The organism is Mitsuaria sp. WAJ17 (assembly GCF_014174515.1).
Taxonomy (GTDB): domain Bacteria; phylum Pseudomonadota; class Gammaproteobacteria; order Burkholderiales; family Burkholderiaceae_C; genus Roseateles_B.
Genome location: NZ_JACJUG010000027.1, coordinates 23,371 through 45,178, shown reverse-complemented (window position 1 = coordinate 45,178; position 21,808 = coordinate 23,371). Strand labels below are relative to the sequence as shown.

Here is a 21,808-nt window from a genome sequence, read left to right as displayed (position 1 = left end):
CCTGGGCCGCCACTCAGCCCATCGCCGCGCGCCGGATGCCCGGCTCCAGGATGAAGAACTGCGGCTTCAGCGCCGACATCGGCCCGCGCAGCTTCTCGACGTCATGCGCCGGAGCGTGCACCTCGAGCCGCACAAGCTCGGCCACCTGCAGCAACTGGCCCAGCAGACCGCCGACGTTCTCAAGATGGGCGAGCAGCGCCTCAGCGTTGACATAGCCCTCCCGGCAATGGGCGGCCTGGCCGCTGAAGGAGAAGGCGTAGTGCCGGCATCCAGGCTCCTGACGGGTGATCTCCACCAGCTGCCTGCTCAAGGCCTTGAAGGCCGGGACCTTGTCCTCGTGGATCTCGAAGTAGGGCGCGATCGTGCAGTCGGTGTCGTCCTTGAACATGGCGTCTCCTCCTTGTCATGGCGGTATCGGTCAGCGCATTCTGCACGTTGGCGCCTGACTCCATCACCGCCCTGCAGCACGCAGGGAGAACGGGCGCATCGCGCACTCCCGGTTCAAGTCAAACGCCCCTGCGGTGCAGCTTCGGATCATCCGCTTTCACCCTTGCCGTCGGCCGCCTTGACACGTCAGGCCTCAAGGACAGCAGTGGAAATGCCAAGTGATTGATGGGCCATGCGAACCCTGGTCCTGGCGCGAACCTTGCAGGATTCCCCCGGGCTCCAAACGGCCCGCCATCACAACATCAGAGGTATCTCATGCGCAAGTTCACTGCAGCCCTCAGCTCCGTAGCCCTCGTCGCGCTCAGCGCAGTACCGACCCTCGCCAGCGCCGCCCCGGTGGTCCTGAGCTTCGAAGGCGTGACCGCCGACGCCGATCAGATCATCCCCGTGACGCCCTATACAGAAAGCGGCTACACGCTGACCAACATGAACCCCGGCACCTTCAACGACGGCATCTTCGGCAAGGATGCGTCCAACTCCAACGGCAGCGCGACCTTCGTCTTCTGCGCCTATGACTCGACCTGCTTCAGTGGCACCTCCATCAAGCTGACCGGCGGCGCGCCGTTCACGCTCAAGAGCATCGACGTCGGCAACTGGGAGACGGGCGGCCCCGCAGGCACCCTGGAGTTGATCGGCTCTGTGCTGGGCGGTGGCACGGTCATGGCCGTGCTGAACACCGGCGATGCCTGGGCCACCAAGCTGCTGTCGGGCTTCGACAACCTGCTGAGCGTGGAATTCAGGGGCCATACCGCCTATGCCGTGGCCTTCGACAACCTGGTGCTGGATCGCAGCCCCGGCCGCGTGCCGGAACCCGGCAGTCTGGCCCTGGCCGCCCTCGCGCTGGCGGGGCTGGGCCTGAGCGCCCGTCGGCGGATCCGCTGAGCCCCGCATGGCGCTGCGCAGGGTCGGGTCGGCATCATCGTCCTGAGTTCCCTGTTCTACGCCTGGTTCTTCCCCCCGCGCTTGCCTTTCGGGCGCGGCGCGCTGGCGGACTGAGCCGCCATGCGAACCGCGCCAGCAGGCCGGCGCCCGTGCTGGCGCTACACTCGGCCCCGGGTCGGCAGTTCACCCAGGCGTCGCCGCACGGGATTTCCCGTGAGCTAAACCTGCCAAGATCCTGGATTCCTCGTCACAGCCATGTCCGCGCTTCGCGGCCGCTGCTTGGGACTCCGGCAAGCCGGCGACCCCCGGCATCGCTCATTGACGCGATGCGTTCCCGAGCAGAAGCCTGCACAAGGAGCTGCTTCTCATGGTCCGTCAATCCACGCCACTGCTCGTCCCTGACCTGTCCGCCTTCACCCGCAGCCTGGCCCGTTCCCTGGCTGGCCGTGAGGCGATGCCGGGGCACGTCGAACTGCAGAACCTGATCGCCCGCGCCGCGGGCTACCGCAACCTCCAAGCACTGAAGGCGAGGTCCGCCTCGCCCATCGGCGCCCGCCCCGACACCCCGGCTGCTTCGGCTGCTTCGGCTGCGCCCGAGGCTGCGGCCTCCTTGTCAGCCAACGCTCGCCGCACACTTTCGCAGTTCGACGCGCAAGGCAGGCTGCTGCGCTGGCCCACCAAGTTCACTGTCCAGCGCATGGCCATGTGGATGCTCTGGACGCACTTTGACGGCAAGCGCCGCTACACAGAGCGCGAGGTCAACGCCATCCTGCGTGCCGCCAATGCCTTCGGTGATCACGTGACGCTGCGGCGCGAGCTCGTCAATCACCGCCTGCTGGCCCGGCGCAGCGACTGTTCCGAGTACTGGAAGCTGCCCGCGCGCCCCGACGACGAGGTCCGCGCCCTGCTCTCAGCCTGGCGCTCGCAACGCCTCGCGCTCCAGTAGCTCGGCAGTGCCGTGGCCGCAAAGAGACCCGAGGCGGACCCCAGGCCGGGCCCTCGGGCCTGACGCCGCCCGACTTCCGGCACGGGGCCCGCCGAATCACTGGCCCCTATCATCCGCGGACCCTCAGCCTGGCGGCCGGCGCCAGGCCAGGGCACGGGCGCCGACATCCCGGCGCCCGTCCCCTTGACCGGCAACCGACGCAAAGGCAGGCGGCCGATGACGCTCACATCTCTCTTCTCCTCGGGACCGGCCTTGATGACCAGGCGCCTGCTCATTCTGGTGCTGGCCGGGCTGCTGGTCTTCCATCACAGCGTCATGCTGGGCGAGGCCCTGCTGGACCTGGACAGCCATCCCCCCACCCTCTTCGACGTGATCCAGTGGGTGCTGCGCGTCGCCATCGCGTCGAGCCTTCTGCTCGTCGTGTGGGGCAGGCCCCGGGCGCTATGGGGCATGTGGATCAGCATCGGCGGCCTGGTGGCCACCCAGTACTGGGCGCACTTCGGCGAGCTTCCCGTCGAGTTCACCCGGGGACGGCACCCGCTCAGCTACCTCAAGGGCTTCATCTTCCCGACTCTCATCACCCTGGCCTTCCCGCACCGGCGCCTTGCCGCACGCCCGCCCGAAGGCCAGGGGAGCAAGGCCCGCTAGCGTGCCCGCAGGCGCGTCGCCAGGGCGCTGCTCGCCGCCTGGGCAAGTGGATGGTGCCAGGCCTTGCCTGCCTGGCGGCACAATGGGGACGTTGGCTTTACACGTTATCGATGATCGCCACGGCCATCGAACAGGCATGAACGGGAGACTGAAGTGAAGATGGAGCAGACCGCCCTGGAGGGGCGTCGCGTGCGGCTGGAGCCGCTGTCCGAGGCCCATCTGCCGGGGCTGGCCCGGGCTATCGAGGACGGCCGACTCTGGGAGCTCCCCGTCACCTTTGTCCCGCACCCCCGCGACCTGGCGCAGTTCCTGGACGACGCGCAGACGGCCCATGCAGCGGGGCGGGAGCTTGCCTTCGCCACGCTGGACGCCGCATCCGGCCGAGTGCTGGGGAGCACGCGCTTCCGCTGCTTCGAGGCCGCACACCGCCGCGTCGAGATCGGCTTCACCTTCCTCGCGGCCTCCAGCCAGCGCACCCACATCAACACCGAGGCCAAGTACCTCATGCTGCGCCATGCCTTCGAGTCCTGGGGCTGCAACCGGGTCGAGCTGCTGACGGACGAGCGGAACACGAAGTCGCGCCAAGCCATCGTGCGCATCGGCGCGCGCGAGGAGGGCATCGTGCGCAACCACATGGTCATGCGGGACGGCTACATCCGCAACTCGGTGCTCTACAGTCTGATCCGGCCGGAGTGGCCGCAGGCCCGGCTGGCTCTGGAAGGACGGCTCCAGGCGGCCTGAGCGCGCAGGCCCGGGCACCCGACGCATCCGCACCTCACAGGAGATCCCATGAGCAAACGCTCGCTGCAAGTGTCGATGGCCGTGCTGGGGGCGGTCCCCGTGGGCACGGGCATCGTCACCCTGTTCGGCCTGAGCGATCCTGTCTACGCCTCGGCCGGGCTGCCGGCGAATGCGCTGCTGGACAGCAATCTGCGCTTCTTCGGGGGCCTGTGGTTGGTACTGGGCCTGGCGGTCTACTGGCTCATTCCCAGGATCGAGGAGGAGACGACCCTGTTCCGCGCCCTGTGGCTGATGATCTTTGCCGGCGGCATCGGGCGCCTGCTGTCCATGGTCTTCCTGGGCCTGCCGCCGCTGCCCTTCGTTGGTTTCACCGTCCTGGAGATCGTGGGGGCGCCGCTGTTCATCGCCTGGCAGTCGCGATACGCGCTCGCCCGGCGCTGATGCGGCCAGCCCCCCCCAGCCCACAGGGCGCCGCCATGACCCTCACTGCACAGCTCCACGACTTCTGGTCCGCCTTTCGCAGTGCCGCCGCCGACGCCGACGGCAAACGCCTGGACGAACGCTTCTACGAAGCCTTCTTCTTCGGCGACAGTCAGCCCCTGGCCGACGAACTCGCCGCCCTGGTGCTCCAGGGACGCAAGCGCGCCACCGCTGGCTCCGTCTGGTCCTTCGAGGCCGAAGGCAAGCGCCTGCCCAGGCCCGGCGACCTCAGCATCGTCACGAACTGGGCCGGAAAGCCGCTGTGCGTCATCGAGACCCTCAGCGTGGAGGTGCTGCCCTTTCGCGAGGTCGGCGCCGAGTTCGCTGCCACCGAGGGCGAGGGCGACGGCACCCTGGCCTACTGGCAGCAAGGCCACCGCGCCTACTTCAACCGGGAGTGCGAGCGGGCGGGGCGCCGCTTCGAGGAGGGAATGCCGGTGGCGTGTGAATGCTTCAGGGTCATCTATCAGCCGGGCCACGGCGCGGCCACCTGAGCCCGCCTGGGTCCATCGAGGCCCGCGCCCGCCGGACGCCCTGTGTCGGCAAGCTGCAAGAATCCGCCCTACCGCCTACCATCCGGAGTCCGCATGTCCAAGCCCGCCTTCAGCGTCAAAGCCTTCGGTCTCTACGTGATCGTCCTGGGCCTGTGTCTGATCCTCGCCCCCAATCTCCTTCTCTCGCTGTTCGGCCTGCCGCCGACGCAGGAGGTCTGGATACGGGTCGTCGGCGTCCTGGCCTTCAATATCGGCGTGTACTACGTCTATGCCGCCAAGTGCGAGGCCCGGGCCTTCTTCCAGGCCTCGGTCTATACGCGGGCCCTGGTCCTGGCGGCTTTCGCCGCCTTCGCCGCCCTGGGGCTCGCCAGCCCCATCCTGGTGGTGTTCGGCCTGGCGGACTTCGCGGGCGCCGTCTGGACGCAGCTGGCGCTTCGCGCGGAGCCGGCTACCGTCTGAAGCCTGCGCCAGGGGTAGCGCTTGCCTCGTGCCCGCGAGGCGCTGCGGTGCACGCCCAGCGAAGGCACCGCCTTGCGGAAGTGTCGCCGGGACCTAGCCAACGCCAGGCGCTGCGAGCGGGTGCGCCGCGTCCTGCGCCAGGGTGACCAGTCAAGACCAGCCCCCCATCGGTGGGAGTAAAAACATCACGCCCCCGGGCGGCCAGTCCTTGCCGGACGCTGCACAATCGCACGCCGCAGGGTGGCCCCCACCGCTGCATCCAAGACCTCTGCGAGAACATCCACTTGAGCGCACTTGTCATCAAAGCCTGGCGGGCGGGCACCAAGCCCATCGACGAGCAGCAGGCGCGTTCGGTCTGCACCATCGTCCAGCGCCTGATCCAGGCCAAGGAGAAGCGCGCGCTGCAGGCTGTGCGGACGTAATGGACACCCGCCCCTCCGGCGGATGAGCCGGCATCGGCCGCCCCCGCCGGGGTCATCCCTCGTTGCGTCATGAAATGCTCAAGCCCTTCCCTGCTGCGCTACGCCGGCCTCGCCACGATGACGCTGCACCTTCACCTGTTCTTCCGCACGATGGCAAGCCTGACGCCCAATGCTCGCGCCTCGCGCGCCGTGCCGGGCGCCTGACCCAGGCCTGGGCACCGCCCATGAGCACCGATGTCATCCAGTTCGCGGCCGACGGCCGGTCCCGTTGGGCGGGCATGGGCGACTACCTGCTTGTCTCGCCCGACGGCCGCCACCGCCTCCAGAGCCTCTATGCCGGCGAGCCCCCGCACGGGGATTCCTTTCATCGACTGCACATCGATGGCCGCGCCTTCCCCGGCCATGCCTGGGGCTGCTGCTTCGCCTTCTCGGCCTGCTCCCGGTACTGCGTCTTCTCCTGGATGGCGCAGCGCTACGAACGCCGCACCGTGGTTGTGGACCTCGAGCAGTCCGCCTACTTCACGCTGCCCCACTACTTCCCCGACTTCACGCTGCAATGGCCGACGGTGGTCTGCCAGGCATCCACCGGCGCGCGGCGCAGCTACACGGTTTCGGGCCAGGAGGCCTGGATCTCGTTCGCCGAGTGACAAGGGCCTGCACGGCCACGCGAAGCAGGGCGCCACAGCGGGCGCTTGATGGATCCGAAGCGGTGCGGCCACAATCGGGCCGGTTTCAAGCCAAGCACCCCGCGCCAGCAGCGCGGACCATCGCCAGCATTCAATCGCTGGCCAGCATCTGGAGGAAGACAGCCCATGAAGAACACATTGATCGCAGCCGCCTGGCTCCTCTCGGCCACGGCCGCCAGCGGCGCCGAGTTGACGGTGCCCCTGCACATGGCCGAGAAGCAGGGCGCCGGCGCGGCCCTGGGGACCGTGCGCATCGTCGAGACGCCCTACGGCCTCGCCTTCCATCCTGCGCTGAAGGGCCTGCCCGCTGGACTGCATGGCTTCCACGTCCACGAAAAGCCCTCTTGCGATGCGGCCGAGAAGGAAGGCGCGATGGTTCCCGCCCTCGCCGCGGGTGGCCACCTGGATCCCCAGGGCAGCAAGAAGCATGGCGAACCCTGGGGCGACGGCCATCTGGGCGATCTGCCCCCGCTGCATGTGGCGGCCGACGGCACGGCCGCCAACCCGGTCCTGGCGCCGCGACTGAAGCTGGCGGACGTGCGCCAGCGCGCCCTGATGGTCCATGCCGGCGGCGACAACCATTCGGACCACCCCATGCCCCTGGGCGGCGGCGGTGCCCGCGTGGCCTGCGGCGTGATCGAGTGAGCCAGGGCCGCACGGTCCTCAGGCAGCACGCGAGGGCATGACAGTCCGGGCACCTGGATGAACGCCAAGCACGGCGGTGTGCCCTGCACGCAGCAGCGCGGCACGCCGCGGGTCGCGCGCTAGCGATCGGGCGCCGTGGCCAGGGCCACCCGACGGGCAGGGCCGCGCCGGGTGGGAGTCGCGCCGGAAGAGGCCGGGGCTGCCGCTGAAGGCGATCGGCCTCAGTTGCCCATGTGCATGGAGAACTCGGCGCCGTCGGAGAGGCGGCATTGCCCCGTCCCCTGCGTGCTGCTGTTCATGCTGTAGGTGCAGGAAATGTAGGCGCCGCGATTCCCCGCGCCGTTGGCAACACCGTTTCGGTGCAAATCCGTCTTGCGCGTCGCCTCGCCGGAGAAGGCCTCGCCGTTGATGTGGGTGCTGAAGACGCCCTTGCCATGCAGGTCGTTCGTCACCGTGGCGCTGACCATGCCGTAGCGCGCGGCCAGGTCATTGGTGGGGTAGAGCCGGACCGGGAAGGTCACGGGGGCCGGTGGCGCAACGCTGACCTGGGCGGGCGCCGGCGCAGGGTGCGCATGCCGTGCCTCCAGGGGCACGACGTAGCAGGCCGAGAGGCTTGCCAGGGCCGCAGCGAGGGGGAGTGCTGCCAGCCGTTGAAGGGAAGTGCTCGATCGGATCGATATACCCATGTGACGTCACAGTGAGCAGGCACATGCCTGCGTCGCCAGGCTAGCGCATGCGATGCGCCGACGGAAGTACGGCCGTGCGCATGTCGCCCCGATGCCATCGGGGTTTGCGACCGGCAGGCAAGGCCTGGCCCTCGACTCCCTGCCCATAAGGACAGCGGCACACCTGTTCGACACAGGGTCACACACTGCCGCAATAACTTCACTCCTACACTCCTACACTCCCCTCCAGCCAGACGACGACCATGTTCGCCCGACGCCATCGCACACGGGGCCCCTGGCCTGCGTCCAGCCCTGCAGTCCCCACAACCCACGAACCCCGTACACCATGAAGCAATCTCTACTCTTCGTCGGACTCAGCCTGAGCATGGCGCTTGCGCAAGCCGACATCGTCCCCGCCATCCAGAGCAGCCAGTACATTGCCACGGCCCGCTACAACGGCGCCAGCGTCAGCTACGCCGAGAACAGCTACGGCAGCGGCCCCCTGGTCGAAATGGCCACGGCCATGAGGCGCGTGCCCATGCAGGTCGAGAGCGGCCTGAACACTGCTGTGGCCAACAAGGCCGCCAGCAGCGGCGGCAGCTTCCTCAGGGGCACGCTCTCGGGCGCCCCCACCGTCACCATCACGCCGCAGAGCTCGGGCATCACCCTGATCCAGCTGAGCGGCTGGAGCTACACGGCCTCGACGCGCTTCACCGGCCGCAAGCTGGGCATCATCAGCTACGACTGCGTCAACACCCTGAGCCTGCGCAACTTCAGCATCACGGCCCAGTACGGCAGCGTGGACGGCCGCCTGCTGGACGACAAGACCGGTGCCACGGCTGATGTCTCGTCCAGCACGGACTGCGACTCCAACCTCAGCTGGATGCTCCCCTTCATCGGCGACTTCATCATCGGCCAGATCGCCTCGCGCATGGACTCGGGCGTCGTGGCCGGCATCCAGGGTTCGCTGGGCGGCCTCAAGAACGACCTGCTGTTCGACCGCAACGCCAACTTCCTCAGCGGCCTGAACAAGCTGGTGCCGGTTGACAAGGTCATCACCCTGCCCAATGGCAGCAGCTTCGCCCTGGGCCAGTACATCCAGAACAACCTGCCCTACCTGGTCGGCAACAGCCAGCTGACCCTGAAGCTGGGTCAGGGTGTGCAGGTCCGGCCCAGGTTCGGCGGCGAGCCCATGACCACCACCGAGACCGGCACGGTGCTGGACCTGAGCCTCAGCTCGCCCGCCTTCTCCTTCGGCGTTGGCATGGTCGAGCAAGCCCAGGTGAAGTGGAGCTGGGTGTGCAGCTGGCAGAACCCCCGCAAGCAGTGCTTCCCGGACTACTGAGGCAGCCCTGAGCCGCCCTTTGCGAGGACCGCCCAGCTGACACAGCGCTGGCAGCAGCCCTATGCCATGCTGGGCGGTCCCGCTCAGAACTTTCCCCCGACCCACTCCATGCCCGCTGCCTCCCTACAGACCTTTCTGGAGGACATCCGCCTTGTCAGCGAGGCCAGGCACCAGCTCGTCCAGGCCGTCCGTGCTCTGGTCGCGCAGCGCTTTCCCGGCGTGGAGGAGGCGCTGAAGTACGGCGGCATCCTGTTCAGCGCCGAAGGGGTCACGTTCGGTGGTGTGTTCGTCTACAAGGCGCATGTGAGCGTCGAGTTCGGCAGTGGCGCTCGCATCGCCGATGCCTTCGGCCATCTCGAAGGCCAGGGCAAGGGGCGACGGCACCTGAAGCTCCGCGGTCCCGAGGATCTGCTGGACAAGCAACTGGCCGCCTACCTGCCGCTGGCCCTGCAGGCCGCCAAGGACGAGCGGCCGGCCTCCTGAATGCCGGCTGCGCGGCGCCCCCCCCGGGCTGGCCTTGGGAGATACTTCCCGTCCCTTGCGCGCCCGATTTTTCGCCCGGCTCATGTCCCTCCGCTGCCCCCGCCCCTCCGTTCGCACACTCGCCCGCCTCTCGGCGGCCTGCGCCCTCCTCGTGCTCCAGGCCTGTTCCACGCTGCCCAGGCCCGTGCCCGCCGCCCCGCCGCGCCTGGTGGTCTTCATGGCCGTGGACGGCCTGCCCATGCGCCAGGTGCTGGCCTACCGCGACCAGCTGGCGGAGGACGGCTTCCGGCGCTTCCTGGACCGCGGCCTGTGGTTCTCCGAGGCCCACCATGGTCACGGCTACACGGTGACGGCGGCCGGCCACTCGGTGATGCTCAGCGGGGCCTATCCGCAACGCAGCAGCATCATCGGCAACGAGTGGGTGGACCCGCAGACGCGCGAGGAGCGCTACAACACCGACGACCCCGCCCACCACTACCTCGGCCATCCCACGCCAGCCCTGGCAGGGACCAGCCCGCGCAACTACCGCGTCGAGACCGTGGGCGACGTGCTGCGCACCCTGCACCCCGAGGCCCGCATGATTGGCATCTCGGGCAAGGACCGTGGCGCCATCCTGCCCAGCGGCCACAAGGGCACGGCCTACCTCTACATGCAGAGCAGCGGGGGCTTCACGAGCAGCGACTACTACCTGCCCGAGCTGCCCGCCTGGGCACGCGCCTTCAACGAGGCCCATCCCGCCGACCGCTACTTCGGCCGCAGCTGGGAGCCGCTGCTGAAGGACCCGCACGCCTACAACCGCTCGGTGCCGGACGGCCAGCCCTGGCAGTCCAGCGGCGGCAACGGCAACCGCCTGCCCGCCGTGGTGGGCGCCGGCATGAGCGCGCCGGGGCCGGCCTTCTGGGCCAATCTGCTGCCCTCGCCCTTCGCCGACGAGCTGACCCTGGACTTCGCCCGCGCCGCCATCGAGGGGGAGCAGATGGGCGCGGACGAGGTCACGGACCTGCTGAGCATCAGCCTGTCCAGTCACGACTACGTCAACCATGCCTTCGGACCGGAGTCTCGCCTCTCGCACGACCATTTCCTGCACCTGGACCGCTACCTGCAGGCCTTCTTCCGGACGCTGGACGAGCGCGTCGGCCGGGACCGCTACATGGTGGTCCTGACGGCCGACCACGGCTTCCTGGACACGCCGGAGTGGGCCCGCTCTCAAGGGCGTGATGCCGGCCGCGTGTCGCTGAAGACGCTCATGAACACCGTCGATGAGGGCCTGGCCCGCGAGCTCGGCGAAGGTCCCTGGGTCACGCACTGGTCCGGAACGGGCATGCTGTTCGACGAGACGCGCATCCAGTCCCGGGGGCTGGATCGAGAGGCGGTCTACGCCCTCGCGGCCCGCGCCGCCGAGCAGGTGCCCGGCATCGCCGCCGCCCTCACCCGCGCGCAGCTGAGCAGCACCGGCCCTGCGCCCGAGATCCTGAGCCGCATGCGCCTGTCCTGGCACCCGGACGCCGCCGCGCCGCTGCAGATCATCGTCAAGCCGGGCTGGATGATCAGCAGCAAGACTACCGGCACCACCCACGGCTCGCCCTACCGCTACGACACCCACGTGCCCATCCTGGCCTGGGGCCCGGCATGGTGGGGCCATGGCGAGGTGCGCCAGCCCGTGGTGGTGGCCGACATCGCTCCCACGCTGGCCCGCATGCTGAACCTGCCGCCGCCGCGCCAGTCGCAGGGTCAGGTCTTGCCCGTGCCGGGGCTGAAGCCCTGATTTGCCGGCGCCCCGCCCTCAGCCCCTCAGGAGCTGTGCGGCATGGTGCTGCAGATGATCAGCCATGAAGCTGGCCACGAAGTAGTAGCCGTGGTCATAGCCCGCGTGTCGGCGCAGGGTCAGGTCTTGCCCAGCCGCACGGCAGGCAGCCTCCAGGCGCTCGGGCTGCAGCTGCTCCGCCATGAACTTGTCGGACAAGCCCTGATCGACCAGCAGCGGCGGCAAGCGGTGACCGGCGGCGATCAGGGCGCATGCATCGTGGGCCGCCCAGGCCGCTTCGTCCGGGCCCAGATAGCCGGTGAAGGCCTTGCGGCCCCAGGGCACCTGGCTGGGCGCCACGATGGGGGCCAAGGCCGAGACCGAGCGGTACAGGCCCGGATGCCGAAGCGCCAGCGTCAGCGCGCCATGCCCGCCCATGGAATGACCCATGAGGCCGATGGCATCGGGGCGCAGCGGCAGCTGCGTGCACAGCAGTTCGTGCAGCTCCCCGGTGATGTAGCGCTCCATGCGGAAATGGGGCGACCAGGGCGACTGCGTGGCGTCGAGGTAGAAGCCGGCGCCGTGGCCGAAGTCCCAGTCGGCGTCGGCCCCGGCGATGGCGGTGCCGCGCGGGCTGGTGTCGGGGGAGACGAGGATCAGGCCCAGCCGCGCGGCCTCACGCTGAGCGCCGGCCTTGATCGCGAAGGTTTCCTCGGTGCAGGTCAGGCCGGCCAGGTAGACCAGGGCCGGGCAAGGCCCCTGCCCGGCCTGGGGCGGCAGGTAGACGCCCACGCGCATGGGCGTGCCAGTGGCCTCGGACGCATGCTCGTAGAAGCGCTGCACACCGCCGAAGCAGGCGTGCTCGGAGAGGAGCCGGGGGGCCTCGTTCATGCCGACCTCAGTACAGCACTACGGATCGGATGGACTCGCCGCGCTTCATCAGCTCGAAGCCCTCGTTGATGTCCTCCAGCTTGAGGCGGTGGGTGATGAGCTCGTCGATGCGCAGCTTGCCTTCCATGTACCAATCGACGATCTTGGGCACGTCGGTGCGGCCCCGTGCGCCGCCGAAGGCCGAGCCTTCCCATTTGCGCCCGGTGACCAGTTGGAAGGGCCGCGTGCTGATCTCGGCCCCCGCCTCGGCCACGCCGATGATGATGCTGCGCCCCCAGCCCTTGTGTGTGCACTCCAGGGCCTGGCGCATCAGCTGGGTGTTGCCCACGCACTCGAAGCTGTAATCGACGCCACCGTCGGTCAGCTGCACGACGGCATCGACCACGTTCTCGACCTGACTGGGGTTGATGAAGTGGGTCATGCCGAACTGGCGGGCCATGGCCTCGCGGGCGGGGTTGATGTCGATGCCGATGATCTTGTCCGCGCCGACCATCTTCGCCGCCTGGATCACGTTCAGCCCGATGCCACCCAGGCCGAACACCGCCACATTGGCGCCCGCCTCCATCTTGGCCGTGAAGATCACCGCGCCCACGCCGGTGGTGACACCGCAGCCGATGTAGCAGATCTTGTCGAAGGGCGCGTCCGGCCTCACCTTGGCCACGGCGATCTCGGGCACCACGATGTAGTTGCTGAAGGTGCTGGTGCCCATGTAGTGGAAGACCGGTTTGCCGTCCAGCGAGAAGCGCGAGCTGGCGTCCGGCATCAGGCCCTTGCCCTGGGTGCCGCGGATCAGCTGGCAAAGGTTGGTCTTGCGCGAGAGGCAGAACTTGCACTGCCGGCATTCGGGCGTGTAGAGCGGGATGACGTGGTCGTCCTTGCGCACCGTGGTGACACCCGGGCCGACGTCCACCACCACGCCGGCGCCCTCGTGGCCCAGCACGGCGGGGAAGATGCCTTCCGGGTCGGCGCCGGACAGCGTGTAGTAGTCCGTGTGGCAGATCCCTGTAGCCTTGACCTCAATCAAGATCTCACCAGCCCTGGGTCCGGCAAGATCCAGGGTTTCGATGCTGAGGGGTTGGCCGGCTTTCCAGGCTACGGCGGCGCGTGTCTTCATGGGCACTCCTGCTGAGGATTCCAGGGAAGGTCCGACTGTAGGGGATGCAGACCAAGCAAGGGTTCTGAGGGGATGTGGCTCTTCTTCGCCTGGCGCAGCCTGCGGTTGCGCATGGCGCTGACCTTCGGCCTGCTGGCCGTGATCGTCGCGCTGAGCATGCAGTCCTACATCGGCATCGTCTTCGCGCGCCATGTGATGAAGGAGCGCACCGGGAGCCTGCAGAACAGTGCGCGCACGGTGGCCGCCCAGCTCTCGGAGCAGTTGCGCCAGCGCCAGCGGGAGCTGGACTTCATCGCCACCCTCCCCGTCACCCTGGCCGCGCCCAGCGATGCCCGACCGCTGCGCGCCCTGCTCAGCCAGCTCAAGGGCAGCTTCCGCGACTACGCCTGGATCGGCTTCGCCGACCCGCAGGGGCGGGTGCTGGTCTCCAGCGACGGCGTGCTAGAGGGCGTGGACGTCTCCCAGCGCCCCTGGTTCCAGGGCGCCCGCGTCAGCCCCTTCATCGGCGACCTGCATGACGCCCTGCTGCTGGCTCACCACCTGAGCCACCTGGACTCCAGTGAGCCGCCACGCATGCTGGACTTCGCCGTGCCCCTGCGCGATGCGCGGGGCCGCCATCTGGGCGTGGTCGGCTCGCATGTGCACTGGCGCTGGTTCTCCCACCTGCTGCAGGACATGGAGGCGTCCGGCGTACTGCCGCAGGGCATGGAGGTGATGATCGCCCGCAGGGACGGGCAGTTGATCTACCCGGAGGCGGAGTTCGACGCCTCCGCGCATGAGCTACTGCAGCGGCTGGAGCGTGAGCCGGTGGCGGACGACTACATCCGCGACGAGCACTACTTCCTCGTGGCAGCCCCCGTGCCCGCGGCCGAGCACGGCCAGGACGTGGGCTGGACCGTGCTGGTGCGCCAGCCCACGTCCCAGCTCCTGGCCACGTCGCAGCAGCTGGCGCAGGGCTTGTGGCTGCTGTGGGGGGGCGGCGCCCTGGCCATCATGCTGATGGCCTATCTGGTGGCCGTGGGCCTGAGCCGCCCGGTCGAGCAGCTGGCCACCCTGCTGCGGGGCCGCCAGGCGGTACCCGCCCCGAACCGCGAAGACCTGAGCACCACCCGCGAGATGGACGACCTCCTGGAGGCCCTGCACTGGCGCGACAAGCGCCTGGCCCACCAGCGCGAGGAGCTGGAGCGCAATGCGCAGGAGCTGGAGGCGCGGGTCGAGCAACGCACCACCGAGCTGCGCCAGGCCAATGCCGAGCTAGAGCGGGTGGCCCTGACCGATGCGCTGACGGGCCTGCACAACCGCGGCCACCTCAACGCCCGGCTCACCGAGGAGTTCACGCGCTACGTGCGGCACCGCCAGCCCTATGGCGTGCTGCTGATGGACATCGACCACTTCAAGCTGATCAACGATGCCCACGGCCATGCCACCGGCGACGCGGTGCTGATGGAGTTCGCCGCGCTGATCAAGAGCTCGCTGCGGGCCAGCGACTTCGTGGGCCGCTTCGGCGGCGAAGAGTTCCTCGCCCTGCTTCCCGGCACGACCCTGGAAGGCGCGGCGGCCCTGGCCGCCAAGCTCTGCCAGAAGACGCGCGAGCAGACCTTCAAGGGCGTGGGCTACGTGACCGTGAGCATCGGCGTGGCCGAGATCCACGAGGGCGACGCCCTGTACGAGGACGTCGTGCGCCGGGCCGACACCGCGCTGTACGAGGCCAAGAACGCGGGGCGCAACCGGTTCATGGTGGCGCCTTCCGGCGGGACCAGCCAAGGCGCCACCGCAGCTCCGACAAAGCGGCAGGCCTGAGGCCCCCGCCCCCTCGACTCAGTTCAGGTTGAAGACCCTGAAGCCCTCTTTGAAGCTTTGGCGCCGGGCATACAGCGCGCCATTCGGTGACAGGGCCAGGGAGCCGCCGCCCTGGTCCGACCACACCACCTGGCGTGTGCCGAGATCCACGGCCTGGGTATAGTCGGAGTTCGAGATCAGGGCATGGTTGCCGAAGATCAGGAAGTTGTCCGACAGGTCGTTGGTCATGCCGATCATATTGGTCCAATACCACAGGAGCTTGCCGTTTTCAGCGGAAAGCGCCACGAATCCTTGCTCGTGGGCCAGGTAGACCGCGTCCCCTCGAGCCACCGGGTACTGGCCCGGACGGGTTTCCAGGTGCCAGGCGACCGAACGCTTGTCAGTGTCGAAGGCGATCAGGCCCTTGCCTGCATTGACATAGACACGCCCATTGGGCCCCAGGACCGGCGCCTCCTTGCTGCTGATGGACGGAATGCCTGCAGGAGCCGGAATCGAGAACGCCAGCTGCCCGCTGCCCACGTCAATGACCTGCAGCGCATTCTGGCGAGGCACATAGGCATAGCGGCTGTCGACGGCCGGCGTGCAGAGCTCGCTGTTTACGTTGCGCCCGTCAAACGTCCTGGACCATTCTTGTGCCAGGGTGCGTCCGTCGGCACGGATGAGCGCGTACTGGTAGAACATCTCGTCGATCTTGCACAGGTACACCTTGCCATCCTTCACCACGGGGTTGGCAGGAAAGTCACTCTCGGGCCCCAATTCGAGCGAAGCGAGCGGGGCGCCGGTCTCAGCGTCAAAGCTGCGCAAGGTCATCCGCCTGGCATTGGACTGCAGCTTCCTGGTGATCACGTAGAGTCGGTCGTCAGCGAAAGTAGGCGCACTGATCGCCACTTCGTCAAGGTTCCGGCCCCACACCGCCGAGCCGTCGCGCTCACTGTAGGCTGCCAGCTTCATGCCGCCGTCGGTGATGACGAACATGCGGCCGCCACCCAGGGCAGGCAGACGGTCCGACACGGGCCGCTCATGACTCCAACGGCGCGTGATCTTCGAAGGGTCCAGGGTGGCGCTGGTCAGGGCGTTGTGGCTGGGGCTGCCGGCATAGTTGGATACATCCGGCAGCTTGGCCAGCTCGCGCGCGTCCGTTTGCGAACGAACGTTGAACTGGTAGCGCAGCCGCCACGGGGAGCCGGAGACGGGCTTGGCGCAGGTGAGCGGATCATCCTCGCAGACACGGACCTCCACCGCACCCGAATGGGTGCCGGCGCTCAGGCGCCGGGAAAGTACGAATTTTCCCGTGAAGGTCGTGTCCCCGGTCCGCAGGATGTCCGAGTATTCAAAGACACCCGCGGCATCAATCACGGCGGCATTGACCCTCGTCCCTGCGGCAGGCAGGACGCCGCCCGCCTGAGCCTTGACCTCGAACACTTCCGGTTCGCCCTGGTAGACGGTGGTGGCCAGCGAGGCTGGCGCGAAGCTCAGCTGCATCCCGTTGCTGGGCGCGGGGCCTGTCCCACCACCACCACCACCACCACCGCCGCAGGCAGTCAAAACGAGGCCCAGCAGGGCACATACAGCGCTTGTCGTTTTCACGGGTTTTCCCTTATTGCTAGGCCTATCAAATTGCACTAGCGCAAAAGGGCGACATCATACCGGAAGCTCCTCAGCGGGCATGCAGCCGGCGATACAGCGTCTGCCGCGCGATCCCCAGCTGGCGGGCCGCCGCCGAGACATTGCCGCGCGTGTTCTCCAGGGCCTGGGCGATGGCCTGCTGGGAGAGCTCGCGCAGGTTCTGGGCCGGGCGCCCGCCAGGCAGGTGCTGGCGCTGCTGGAGCTGGGGCAGGAGGTCATCCGGCAGATGGGCCCAGCCGATGCGGCTCTCCTGGGGCGACAGCAGGGCCACCGCGGTGCGCAGCACCTGGTGCAGCTGGCGCAGGTTGCCGGGCCAGTCGTAGGCGCGGAAGGCCTCGCGCAAGGCCGGCTCCAGGGTCAGGCCCTGATCTGGCGCCACGGATTGCAGCAGGCGGTCGAGCAGCGCCTCGAGGTCGCTGCGCTCGCGCAAGGGCGGCAGCTGCAGGGCCAGGCCGTTGATGCGGTAGTAGAGATCCGCCCGGAAACGCCCCTCGCTCACCGCCTGAGCCAGGGACTGGTGGGTGGCGCACAGCAGCTGCACGTCCAGCGCCACCGGCGCGCCGCCGCCCAGGGGCTGGACCTCGCGCTCCTGCAGCACGCGCAGCAGGCGGGTCTGCAGGGCCAGGGGCATGTCGCCCATCTCGTCCAGGAACAGGGTGCCGCCCTGAGCCTCGCGCAGGCGCCCCGGCGCGCCCTGGCTGCGCGCGCCGGTGAAGGCGCCGGGCGCGTAGCCGAAGAGCTCGGCCTCGATCAGGGACTCCGGCAGCGCCGCGCAGTTCAGCGCGACGAAGGGCTTGCCCCGCCGCGGGCTGATGTCATGCAGGGCCTTGGCGAAGAGCTCCTTACCCACGCCGGACTCGCCCAGGATCAGCAGCGGGATGTCCTTGCCCAGCACGCGGCGGGCCTTTTCGGCGGCGGCGCGCCAGCGGGGATCGCCGCTGTCCAGGCGCTGCAGCGCGTCCTGCGGCAAAGCCTCGGGCTCGGCGGGCTTAGCGCCAGGCGTGCCCGCCAGCGTCAGCACCGCCGGGCCGCGGCCTTGCAGCTGTGCATAGAAGGCATCGCCCCGCTGCGTGCGCAGCAGCAGGGGACGGCCGCCGGACTGGCGCTGACTGCCCAGCCAGGCCTGAAGCCCGCGCTCGAAGAGCTGGGACCAGGCACTGCGCTGCAGGTCCGCGGCGCTGAGGCCCAGCAGTGCCAGGCCCTTGCGGTTGGCGCCGACCAGCCATCCATCCTCCGAGAAAGCCAGCAGGCCCTGGGCCACCGAGCCGATACCTTCGGCGCGCGCATGGAATTGCAGCACCAGTTGGTGGCGGCAGCTGGCCATCACCAGGCTGTTTTCGATCATGCGGGCCGCCGTGCCCACGAGGCCCAGGGTGTGGGGATGGCGGCTGCGCTGCTCGCCGGAGATGTCCAGGATGCCCATCAGCTGGCCTTGGGCCGAGACGATGGGCGCGGCCGCGCAGGTGAGGAAGCCGTTGCGCTCCAGGTAGTGCTCGGCACCGTGGATCTCGACCTCCTGCGCCTCGGCCAGGGCCGTGCCGATGGCATTGGTGCCGCGTTGGGACTCCGCCCAGTTGGCACCGCAGGTGAGGGCCACACGCTCGGCCTTGCTGAGGAAATCCAGGTCACCACGGGTATGCATCAGCACGCCCTGTGGATCGGCCAGGATGACCATGCTGTGGCTGTGCCGCACCTGCTCGAAGAGGTGCTCCATCACCGGCTCGGAGTGGCTGATCAGCTCATGGCTCAGCGCCCGGCTGCGCTGCAGTGCCGGCCCTGCGAGGTTGTCCTGACAGTGCAGCCGACCGATGGGCGAAAGGCCGGCCGCCAGGCTGCGCTGCCAGGAGCGCGCCAGCAGGGCATCGACGCCCGGGGACTGGGTCAGACCCTGCTCGGTCAGCCGCTGCCGGGCCAGGCGCAGCTGCTGCGCCGGCACGAGGGGGTGGGAACGCATGCTTGTCTCCGTGCGCGGGTGGACCCGCAGTCTGTGACGCCAAGTCTAGGAGGCCTGGCGCCGGGTGGCGGCCTGGGTGCGCGCCGGCCTGCGTGACTGTCGCAATTAGTGACAGCTGTCGCTGACACAGGCCGGACAAGGGTGACAGCCGACAGGGTCGATCGCGCCCCACGGGTAGTCCCTGAGGGCGGGAAAAGCCTCGCCGCAACAAGCGCTTGCGGTGTCCCGCCGGATTGTTGGGCGCAGGGCTGCGTGCTGGCATCGCCCTTGCAATGCGGGTCTCGGAGCCGGCCCGTCCGTGCACCACCCATCCAACCGAAAAGCCCGTCTGAGGGCCCCACAGGAGACACACATGATCTACGCCCCGCCCGGCGCCCCTGGCGCCAAGGTCCAGTACAAGTCCCGCTACCAGAACTTCATCGGCGGCCAATGGCAGGAGCCCGTCAAGGGCCAGTACTTCGACGTGGTCACGCCCATCACGGGCCAGGTCTACACGCAAGCCGCGCGCTCCACCGCCGAGGACATCGAGCTGGCCCTGGACGCCGCCCATGCCGCCGCCGACGCCTGGGGCAAGACCGCGCCCGCAGCGCGCGCCAATATCCTGCTGCAGATCGCCGACCGCATCGACGCCAACCTGGAGCTGCTGGCCTACGCCGAGACCGTGGACAACGGCAAGCCCATCCGTGAGACGCTCAATGCCGACATCCCCCTGGCCTCCGACCACTTCCGCTATTTCGCCGGCTGCGTGCGGGCCCAGGAAGGCGCGCTGTCCGACCTCGACGAGCACACCGTGGCCTACCACTTCCACGAACCCCTGGGCGTGGTCGGCCAGATCATCCCCTGGAACTTCCCCATCCTGATGGCCGCCTGGAAGCTGGCCCCGGCTCTGGGCGCGGGCAACTGCGTGGTGCTCAAGCCGGCCGAATCGACGCCCACCAGCATCCTGGTGCTCGTGGAGCTGATCGCCGACCTGCTGCCTGCGGGCGTTCTGAACGTGGTCAACGGTTTCGGCCGCGAGGCCGGCCTGCCCCTGGCCACCAGCAAGCGCATCGCCAAGATCGCGTTCACCGGCTCGACATCGACGGGTCGCGTGATCGCCCAGGCCGCGGCCAACAACCTGATCCCCGCCACGCTGGAGCTGGGCGGCAAGTCGCCCAACATCTTCTTCGCCGACGTGGCCGATGCGGACGACGCCTTCTTCGACAAGGCCATCGAGGGCCTCGTGCTCTTCGCCTTCAACCAGGGCGAGGTCTGCACCTGCCCTTCGCGGGCGCTGATCCACGAGTCCATCTACGACAAGTTCATGGGCCGCTGCCTGGAGCGCATCGCCGCCATCAAGCAGGGCAACCCGCTGGACACCGACACCATGATCGGCGCGCAGGCCTCCAAGGAGCAGATGGCCAAGATCACCTCCTACCTCGACCTGGGCCGCCAGGAGGGTGCGGAGCTGCTGATCGGCGGCTCGCCCGCGCAGCTGGGCGGCGAGCTGGCCGGCGGCTACTACATCCAGCCCACCGTGTTCAAGGGCAACAACAAGATGCGCATCTTCCAGGAGGAGATCTTCGGCCCGGTGCTGGCCGTGACCACCTTCAGGACCGAGGCCGAGGCGCTGGCCCTGGCCAATGACACGCTCTACGGCCTGGGCGCCGGTGTGTGGAGCCGCAACGGCAACGTGGCCTACCGCATGGGTCGCGCGATCAAGGCCGGGCGGGTCTGGACCAACTGCTACCACGCCTACCCGGCGCATGCGGCCTTCGGCGGCTACAAGGAATCCGGCATCGGACGCGAGACCCACAAGGACATGCTGGATCACTACCAGCAGACCAAGAACTTGCTGGTCAGCTACAGCGAGAACAAGCTGGGCTTCTTCTGAGGCAGTGGACCTGCTCGCTCACCGCATGAGCCAGGGAGCGGAGCGATCCGCTCCCTTTGTCCTTGCTGAAATCCAGGAGTCCGCCATGGCTGACACCCTCGTCCCTCGCGTCTTGGCCACTGACGCTGCGCTCGCCCTCATCCGGCGCCTGCAGGCCGAGCACGGCCCCGCGCTGATGTTCCACCAGAGCGGTGGCTGCTGCGACAACAGCGCGACCAACTGCTACCTGCCCACCGACCTCACGATCGGCGCCCAGGACGTGCACCTGGGCGAGGTGGGCGGCGTGCCCTTCTACATCGGAAAGCTGCAGTACGAGTACTGGAAGCACACCCAGCTGATCCTGGACGTCATCGAGGGCCAGGGCGGCACCTTTTCGCTTGAGGGCTCGACCGGCCTGGCCTTCCACACCCGCTCGCGCCTGTTCAGCGAGGAGGAATGGGCGCAGATCGCGGACCAGGTCGAGCGAGACCTCGCCTGAGCCCGCTCAGGCCGACGGCGCGCGATAAACAAGCACCTTGAGCGCGCGCTCCGGGTCCGCGTCGGCGAAAACCGGCGGATTGGGCAGGCGCTCGATGAACTGCAGCGTGGGCGCCAGCTCCGCCATCTGGTCCTTCAGGAAGGCCGTGTCCAGCTTGGGCGTGTTGAGGCACAGCAGCGCCTCGCCGCCGGGCGCCAGCAGCTCGGGCAGGCGGCGCATCAGCCGGGCGTAGTCCTTGGTGGCCACAAAGCTGCCCTTCTGGAAGCTGGGTGGGTCCAGAATGACCAGGCCATAGGGCCCGCTGCGCTTGAGCTTGGCCCAGGAGTTGAAGATGTCGTGGGCGAGGTAGCTGGCCCGGCCCGTGGGCGACTTGCCCAGGCCGTTGAGCTCATGGTTGCGCCGGCCGATGGCCAGGGCGCCGGAGGCCATGTCCACATTGATGACCTCGGCCGCCCCGCCCTGCAGCGCGGCCACAGAGAAGGCGCAGGTGTAGGCAAAAAGGTTCAACACGCGCAGGCCCGGCTGCGAGGCAGCACGCTCGCGCACCCAGCGCCGGCCCTGGGCCATGTCCAGGAAGAGACCGTGGTTCTGGCCCTTGAGCACATGCACGGCGTAGCGGGCGCCCTGCTCGCTCACCACATGCGGCTCGGGCACGCTGCCGGCCATCAGCCGGGTCTCGACCTGGTGCTCCTGGCGACACTGGAAGACCCAGTTCAGCGCCTGCCCCGGCGCGATGCCGGCCCAGCGTGCCGCCAACGCATGCCCCACGCGCGCGAGCTCGTCTTCTGACACAGCCTGGAAGCTGGTCAGCACCCACACCGGCTCGAACCAGTCCAGCGCCCACTGCTCGCAGCCCGGATGCAGGCCGCCGCGGCCGTGGAAGACGCGCCCGGCCTCGGTGGGCAGGGCCAGGGTGGCGAAGGAGTCGAGCAGGGCTTGCATGGGCGATCTCAGGAGCAGGAAGCCGGCATTGTCAATGCAGACC

Annotated in this window: 24 protein-coding genes; 17 read left to right on the top strand and 7 right to left on the bottom strand. The window is 68.6% G+C overall.

What is annotated here, in order from left to right; genetic code table 11:
* Window positions 1-13: 13 nt before the first annotated feature.
* Window positions 14-388, bottom strand: a complete 375-nt coding sequence (locus tag H5407_RS19020; protein WP_183106072.1) for a putative quinol monooxygenase — start codon at window positions 386-388, stop codon at window positions 14-16.
* Window positions 389-702: 314 nt separating this feature from the next.
* On the opposite strand from H5407_RS19020, the gene H5407_RS19015 reads away from it, so the two are divergent.
* The 11 genes from H5407_RS19015 to sodC all read left to right on the top strand — a co-directional run bounded on the left by H5407_RS19015 (window position 703) and on the right by sodC (window position 6,850).
* A complete protein-coding gene (locus H5407_RS19015) occupies window positions 703-1,329 on the top strand; it encodes a PEP-CTERM sorting domain-containing protein (protein ID WP_183106071.1) in 627 nt (208 codons plus the stop codon).
* A gap of 367 nt (window positions 1,330-1,696) precedes the next feature.
* Window positions 1,697-2,275 (top strand): DUF2087 domain-containing protein, encoded by a 579-nt coding sequence (locus H5407_RS19010; RefSeq protein WP_183106070.1) that lies wholly within the window; start codon window positions 1,697-1,699, stop codon window positions 2,273-2,275.
* A gap of 216 nt (window positions 2,276-2,491) precedes the next feature.
* Window positions 2,492-2,923, top strand: coding sequence for a hypothetical protein (locus tag H5407_RS19005; RefSeq protein ID WP_183106069.1), 432 nt, complete (start codon window positions 2,492-2,494; stop codon window positions 2,921-2,923).
* A 159-nt stretch (window positions 2,924-3,082) separates the two neighbouring features.
* Window positions 3,083-3,664: a GNAT family N-acetyltransferase gene (locus tag H5407_RS19000; protein ID WP_183106068.1), complete on the top strand. Its 582-nt coding sequence runs from the start codon at window positions 3,083-3,085 to the stop codon at window positions 3,662-3,664.
* Between the two features lie 48 nt (window positions 3,665-3,712).
* Complete coding sequence (locus H5407_RS18995) at window positions 3,713-4,105, top strand: DUF4345 domain-containing protein (RefSeq protein ID WP_183106067.1); 393 nt, start codon at window positions 3,713-3,715, stop codon at window positions 4,103-4,105.
* Window positions 4,106-4,140: 35 nt separating this feature from the next.
* Window positions 4,141-4,638, top strand: coding sequence for an ASCH domain-containing protein (locus H5407_RS18990; RefSeq protein ID WP_183106066.1), 498 nt, complete (start codon window positions 4,141-4,143; stop codon window positions 4,636-4,638).
* 93 nt (window positions 4,639-4,731) lie between these two features.
* The gene (locus H5407_RS18985) at window positions 4,732-5,097 is read left to right on the top strand and encodes a hypothetical protein (protein ID WP_183106065.1); all 366 of its coding nucleotides are present in this window, start codon (window positions 4,732-4,734) and stop codon (window positions 5,095-5,097) included.
* A 284-nt stretch (window positions 5,098-5,381) separates the two neighbouring features.
* Window positions 5,382-5,519, top strand: a complete 138-nt coding sequence (locus tag H5407_RS18980; protein ID WP_183106064.1) for a hypothetical protein — start codon at window positions 5,382-5,384, stop codon at window positions 5,517-5,519.
* Between the two features lie 69 nt (window positions 5,520-5,588).
* A complete protein-coding gene (locus H5407_RS24440; protein WP_255501328.1) occupies window positions 5,589-5,723 on the top strand; it encodes a hypothetical protein in 135 nt (44 codons plus the stop codon).
* A 20-nt stretch (window positions 5,724-5,743) separates the two neighbouring features.
* Window positions 5,744-6,166, top strand: a complete 423-nt coding sequence (locus tag H5407_RS18975) for a hypothetical protein (protein WP_183106063.1) — start codon at window positions 5,744-5,746, stop codon at window positions 6,164-6,166.
* Between the two features lie 165 nt (window positions 6,167-6,331).
* Window positions 6,332-6,850: a superoxide dismutase family protein gene (gene sodC, locus H5407_RS18970; protein ID WP_183106062.1), complete on the top strand. Its 519-nt coding sequence runs from the start codon at window positions 6,332-6,334 to the stop codon at window positions 6,848-6,850.
* A gap of 221 nt (window positions 6,851-7,071) precedes the next feature.
* On the opposite strand, the gene H5407_RS18965 is transcribed toward sodC, so the two are convergent.
* On the bottom strand, window positions 7,072-7,536 hold the full coding sequence (locus H5407_RS18965) for a hypothetical protein (protein WP_183106061.1): 465 nt from the start codon (window positions 7,534-7,536) through the stop codon (window positions 7,072-7,074).
* A gap of 325 nt (window positions 7,537-7,861) precedes the next feature.
* Here H5407_RS18965 and H5407_RS18960 point away from each other — a divergent pair, with 325 nt between their 5' ends.
* The 3 genes from H5407_RS18960 to H5407_RS18950 all read left to right on the top strand — a co-directional run bounded on the left by H5407_RS18960 (window position 7,862) and on the right by H5407_RS18950 (window position 11,108).
* Window positions 7,862-8,860, top strand: a complete 999-nt coding sequence (locus tag H5407_RS18960; protein WP_183106060.1) for a hypothetical protein — start codon at window positions 7,862-7,864, stop codon at window positions 8,858-8,860.
* Window positions 8,861-8,968: 108 nt separating this feature from the next.
* Window positions 8,969-9,343 (top strand): DUF1801 domain-containing protein, encoded by a 375-nt coding sequence (locus tag H5407_RS18955; RefSeq protein ID WP_183106059.1) that lies wholly within the window; start codon window positions 8,969-8,971, stop codon window positions 9,341-9,343.
* Between the two features lie 82 nt (window positions 9,344-9,425).
* Window positions 9,426-11,108 carry an alkaline phosphatase family protein gene (locus H5407_RS18950; RefSeq protein ID WP_183106058.1) on the top strand — a complete coding sequence of 561 codons (1,683 nt, stop codon included), beginning with the start codon at window positions 9,426-9,428 and terminating at the stop codon, window positions 11,106-11,108.
* An 18-nt stretch (window positions 11,109-11,126) separates the two neighbouring features.
* On the opposite strand, the gene fghA is transcribed toward H5407_RS18950, so the two are convergent.
* Together fghA and H5407_RS18940 are read right to left on the bottom strand one after the other, a co-directional pair.
* Window positions 11,127-11,978, bottom strand: a complete 852-nt coding sequence (gene fghA / locus H5407_RS18945; RefSeq protein ID WP_183106057.1) for an S-formylglutathione hydrolase — start codon at window positions 11,976-11,978, stop codon at window positions 11,127-11,129.
* Between the two features lie 7 nt (window positions 11,979-11,985).
* The gene (locus H5407_RS18940; protein ID WP_183106056.1) at window positions 11,986-13,092 is read right to left on the bottom strand and encodes an S-(hydroxymethyl)glutathione dehydrogenase/class III alcohol dehydrogenase; all 1,107 of its coding nucleotides are present in this window, start codon (window positions 13,090-13,092) and stop codon (window positions 11,986-11,988) included.
* Between the two features lie 72 nt (window positions 13,093-13,164).
* Between H5407_RS18940 and H5407_RS18935 the strand changes: the two genes are divergently transcribed.
* Window positions 13,165-14,892 carry a sensor domain-containing diguanylate cyclase gene (locus H5407_RS18935; protein ID WP_183106055.1) on the top strand — a complete coding sequence of 576 codons (1,728 nt, stop codon included), beginning with the start codon at window positions 13,165-13,167 and terminating at the stop codon, window positions 14,890-14,892.
* Window positions 14,893-14,910: 18 nt separating this feature from the next.
* Here the strand turns inward: H5407_RS18935 and H5407_RS18930 are convergent, their stop codons facing one another.
* The gene (locus tag H5407_RS18930; RefSeq protein WP_183106054.1) at window positions 14,911-16,374 is read right to left on the bottom strand and encodes a PQQ-binding-like beta-propeller repeat protein; all 1,464 of its coding nucleotides are present in this window, start codon (window positions 16,372-16,374) and stop codon (window positions 14,911-14,913) included.
* A gap of 175 nt (window positions 16,375-16,549) precedes the next feature.
* Window positions 16,550-18,472 (bottom strand): sigma-54-dependent Fis family transcriptional regulator, encoded by a 1,923-nt coding sequence (locus H5407_RS18925; protein ID WP_183106053.1) that lies wholly within the window; start codon window positions 18,470-18,472, stop codon window positions 16,550-16,552.
* A gap of 352 nt (window positions 18,473-18,824) precedes the next feature.
* On the opposite strand from H5407_RS18925, the gene adh reads away from it, so the two are divergent.
* On the top strand, window positions 18,825-20,345 hold the full coding sequence (gene adh / locus H5407_RS18920) for an aldehyde dehydrogenase (RefSeq protein WP_183106052.1): 1,521 nt from the start codon (window positions 18,825-18,827) through the stop codon (window positions 20,343-20,345).
* Window positions 20,346-20,430: 85 nt separating this feature from the next.
* Entirely contained in the window at window positions 20,431-20,823 is a 393-nt protein-coding gene (locus tag H5407_RS18915) for a DUF779 domain-containing protein (RefSeq protein WP_183106051.1), read from the top strand.
* 6 nt (window positions 20,824-20,829) lie between these two features.
* On the opposite strand, the gene H5407_RS18910 is transcribed toward H5407_RS18915, so the two are convergent.
* Window positions 20,830-21,765: a class I SAM-dependent methyltransferase gene (locus H5407_RS18910; protein WP_183106050.1), complete on the bottom strand. Its 936-nt coding sequence runs from the start codon at window positions 21,763-21,765 to the stop codon at window positions 20,830-20,832.
* Between the last annotated feature and the right edge of the window lie 43 nt (window positions 21,766-21,808).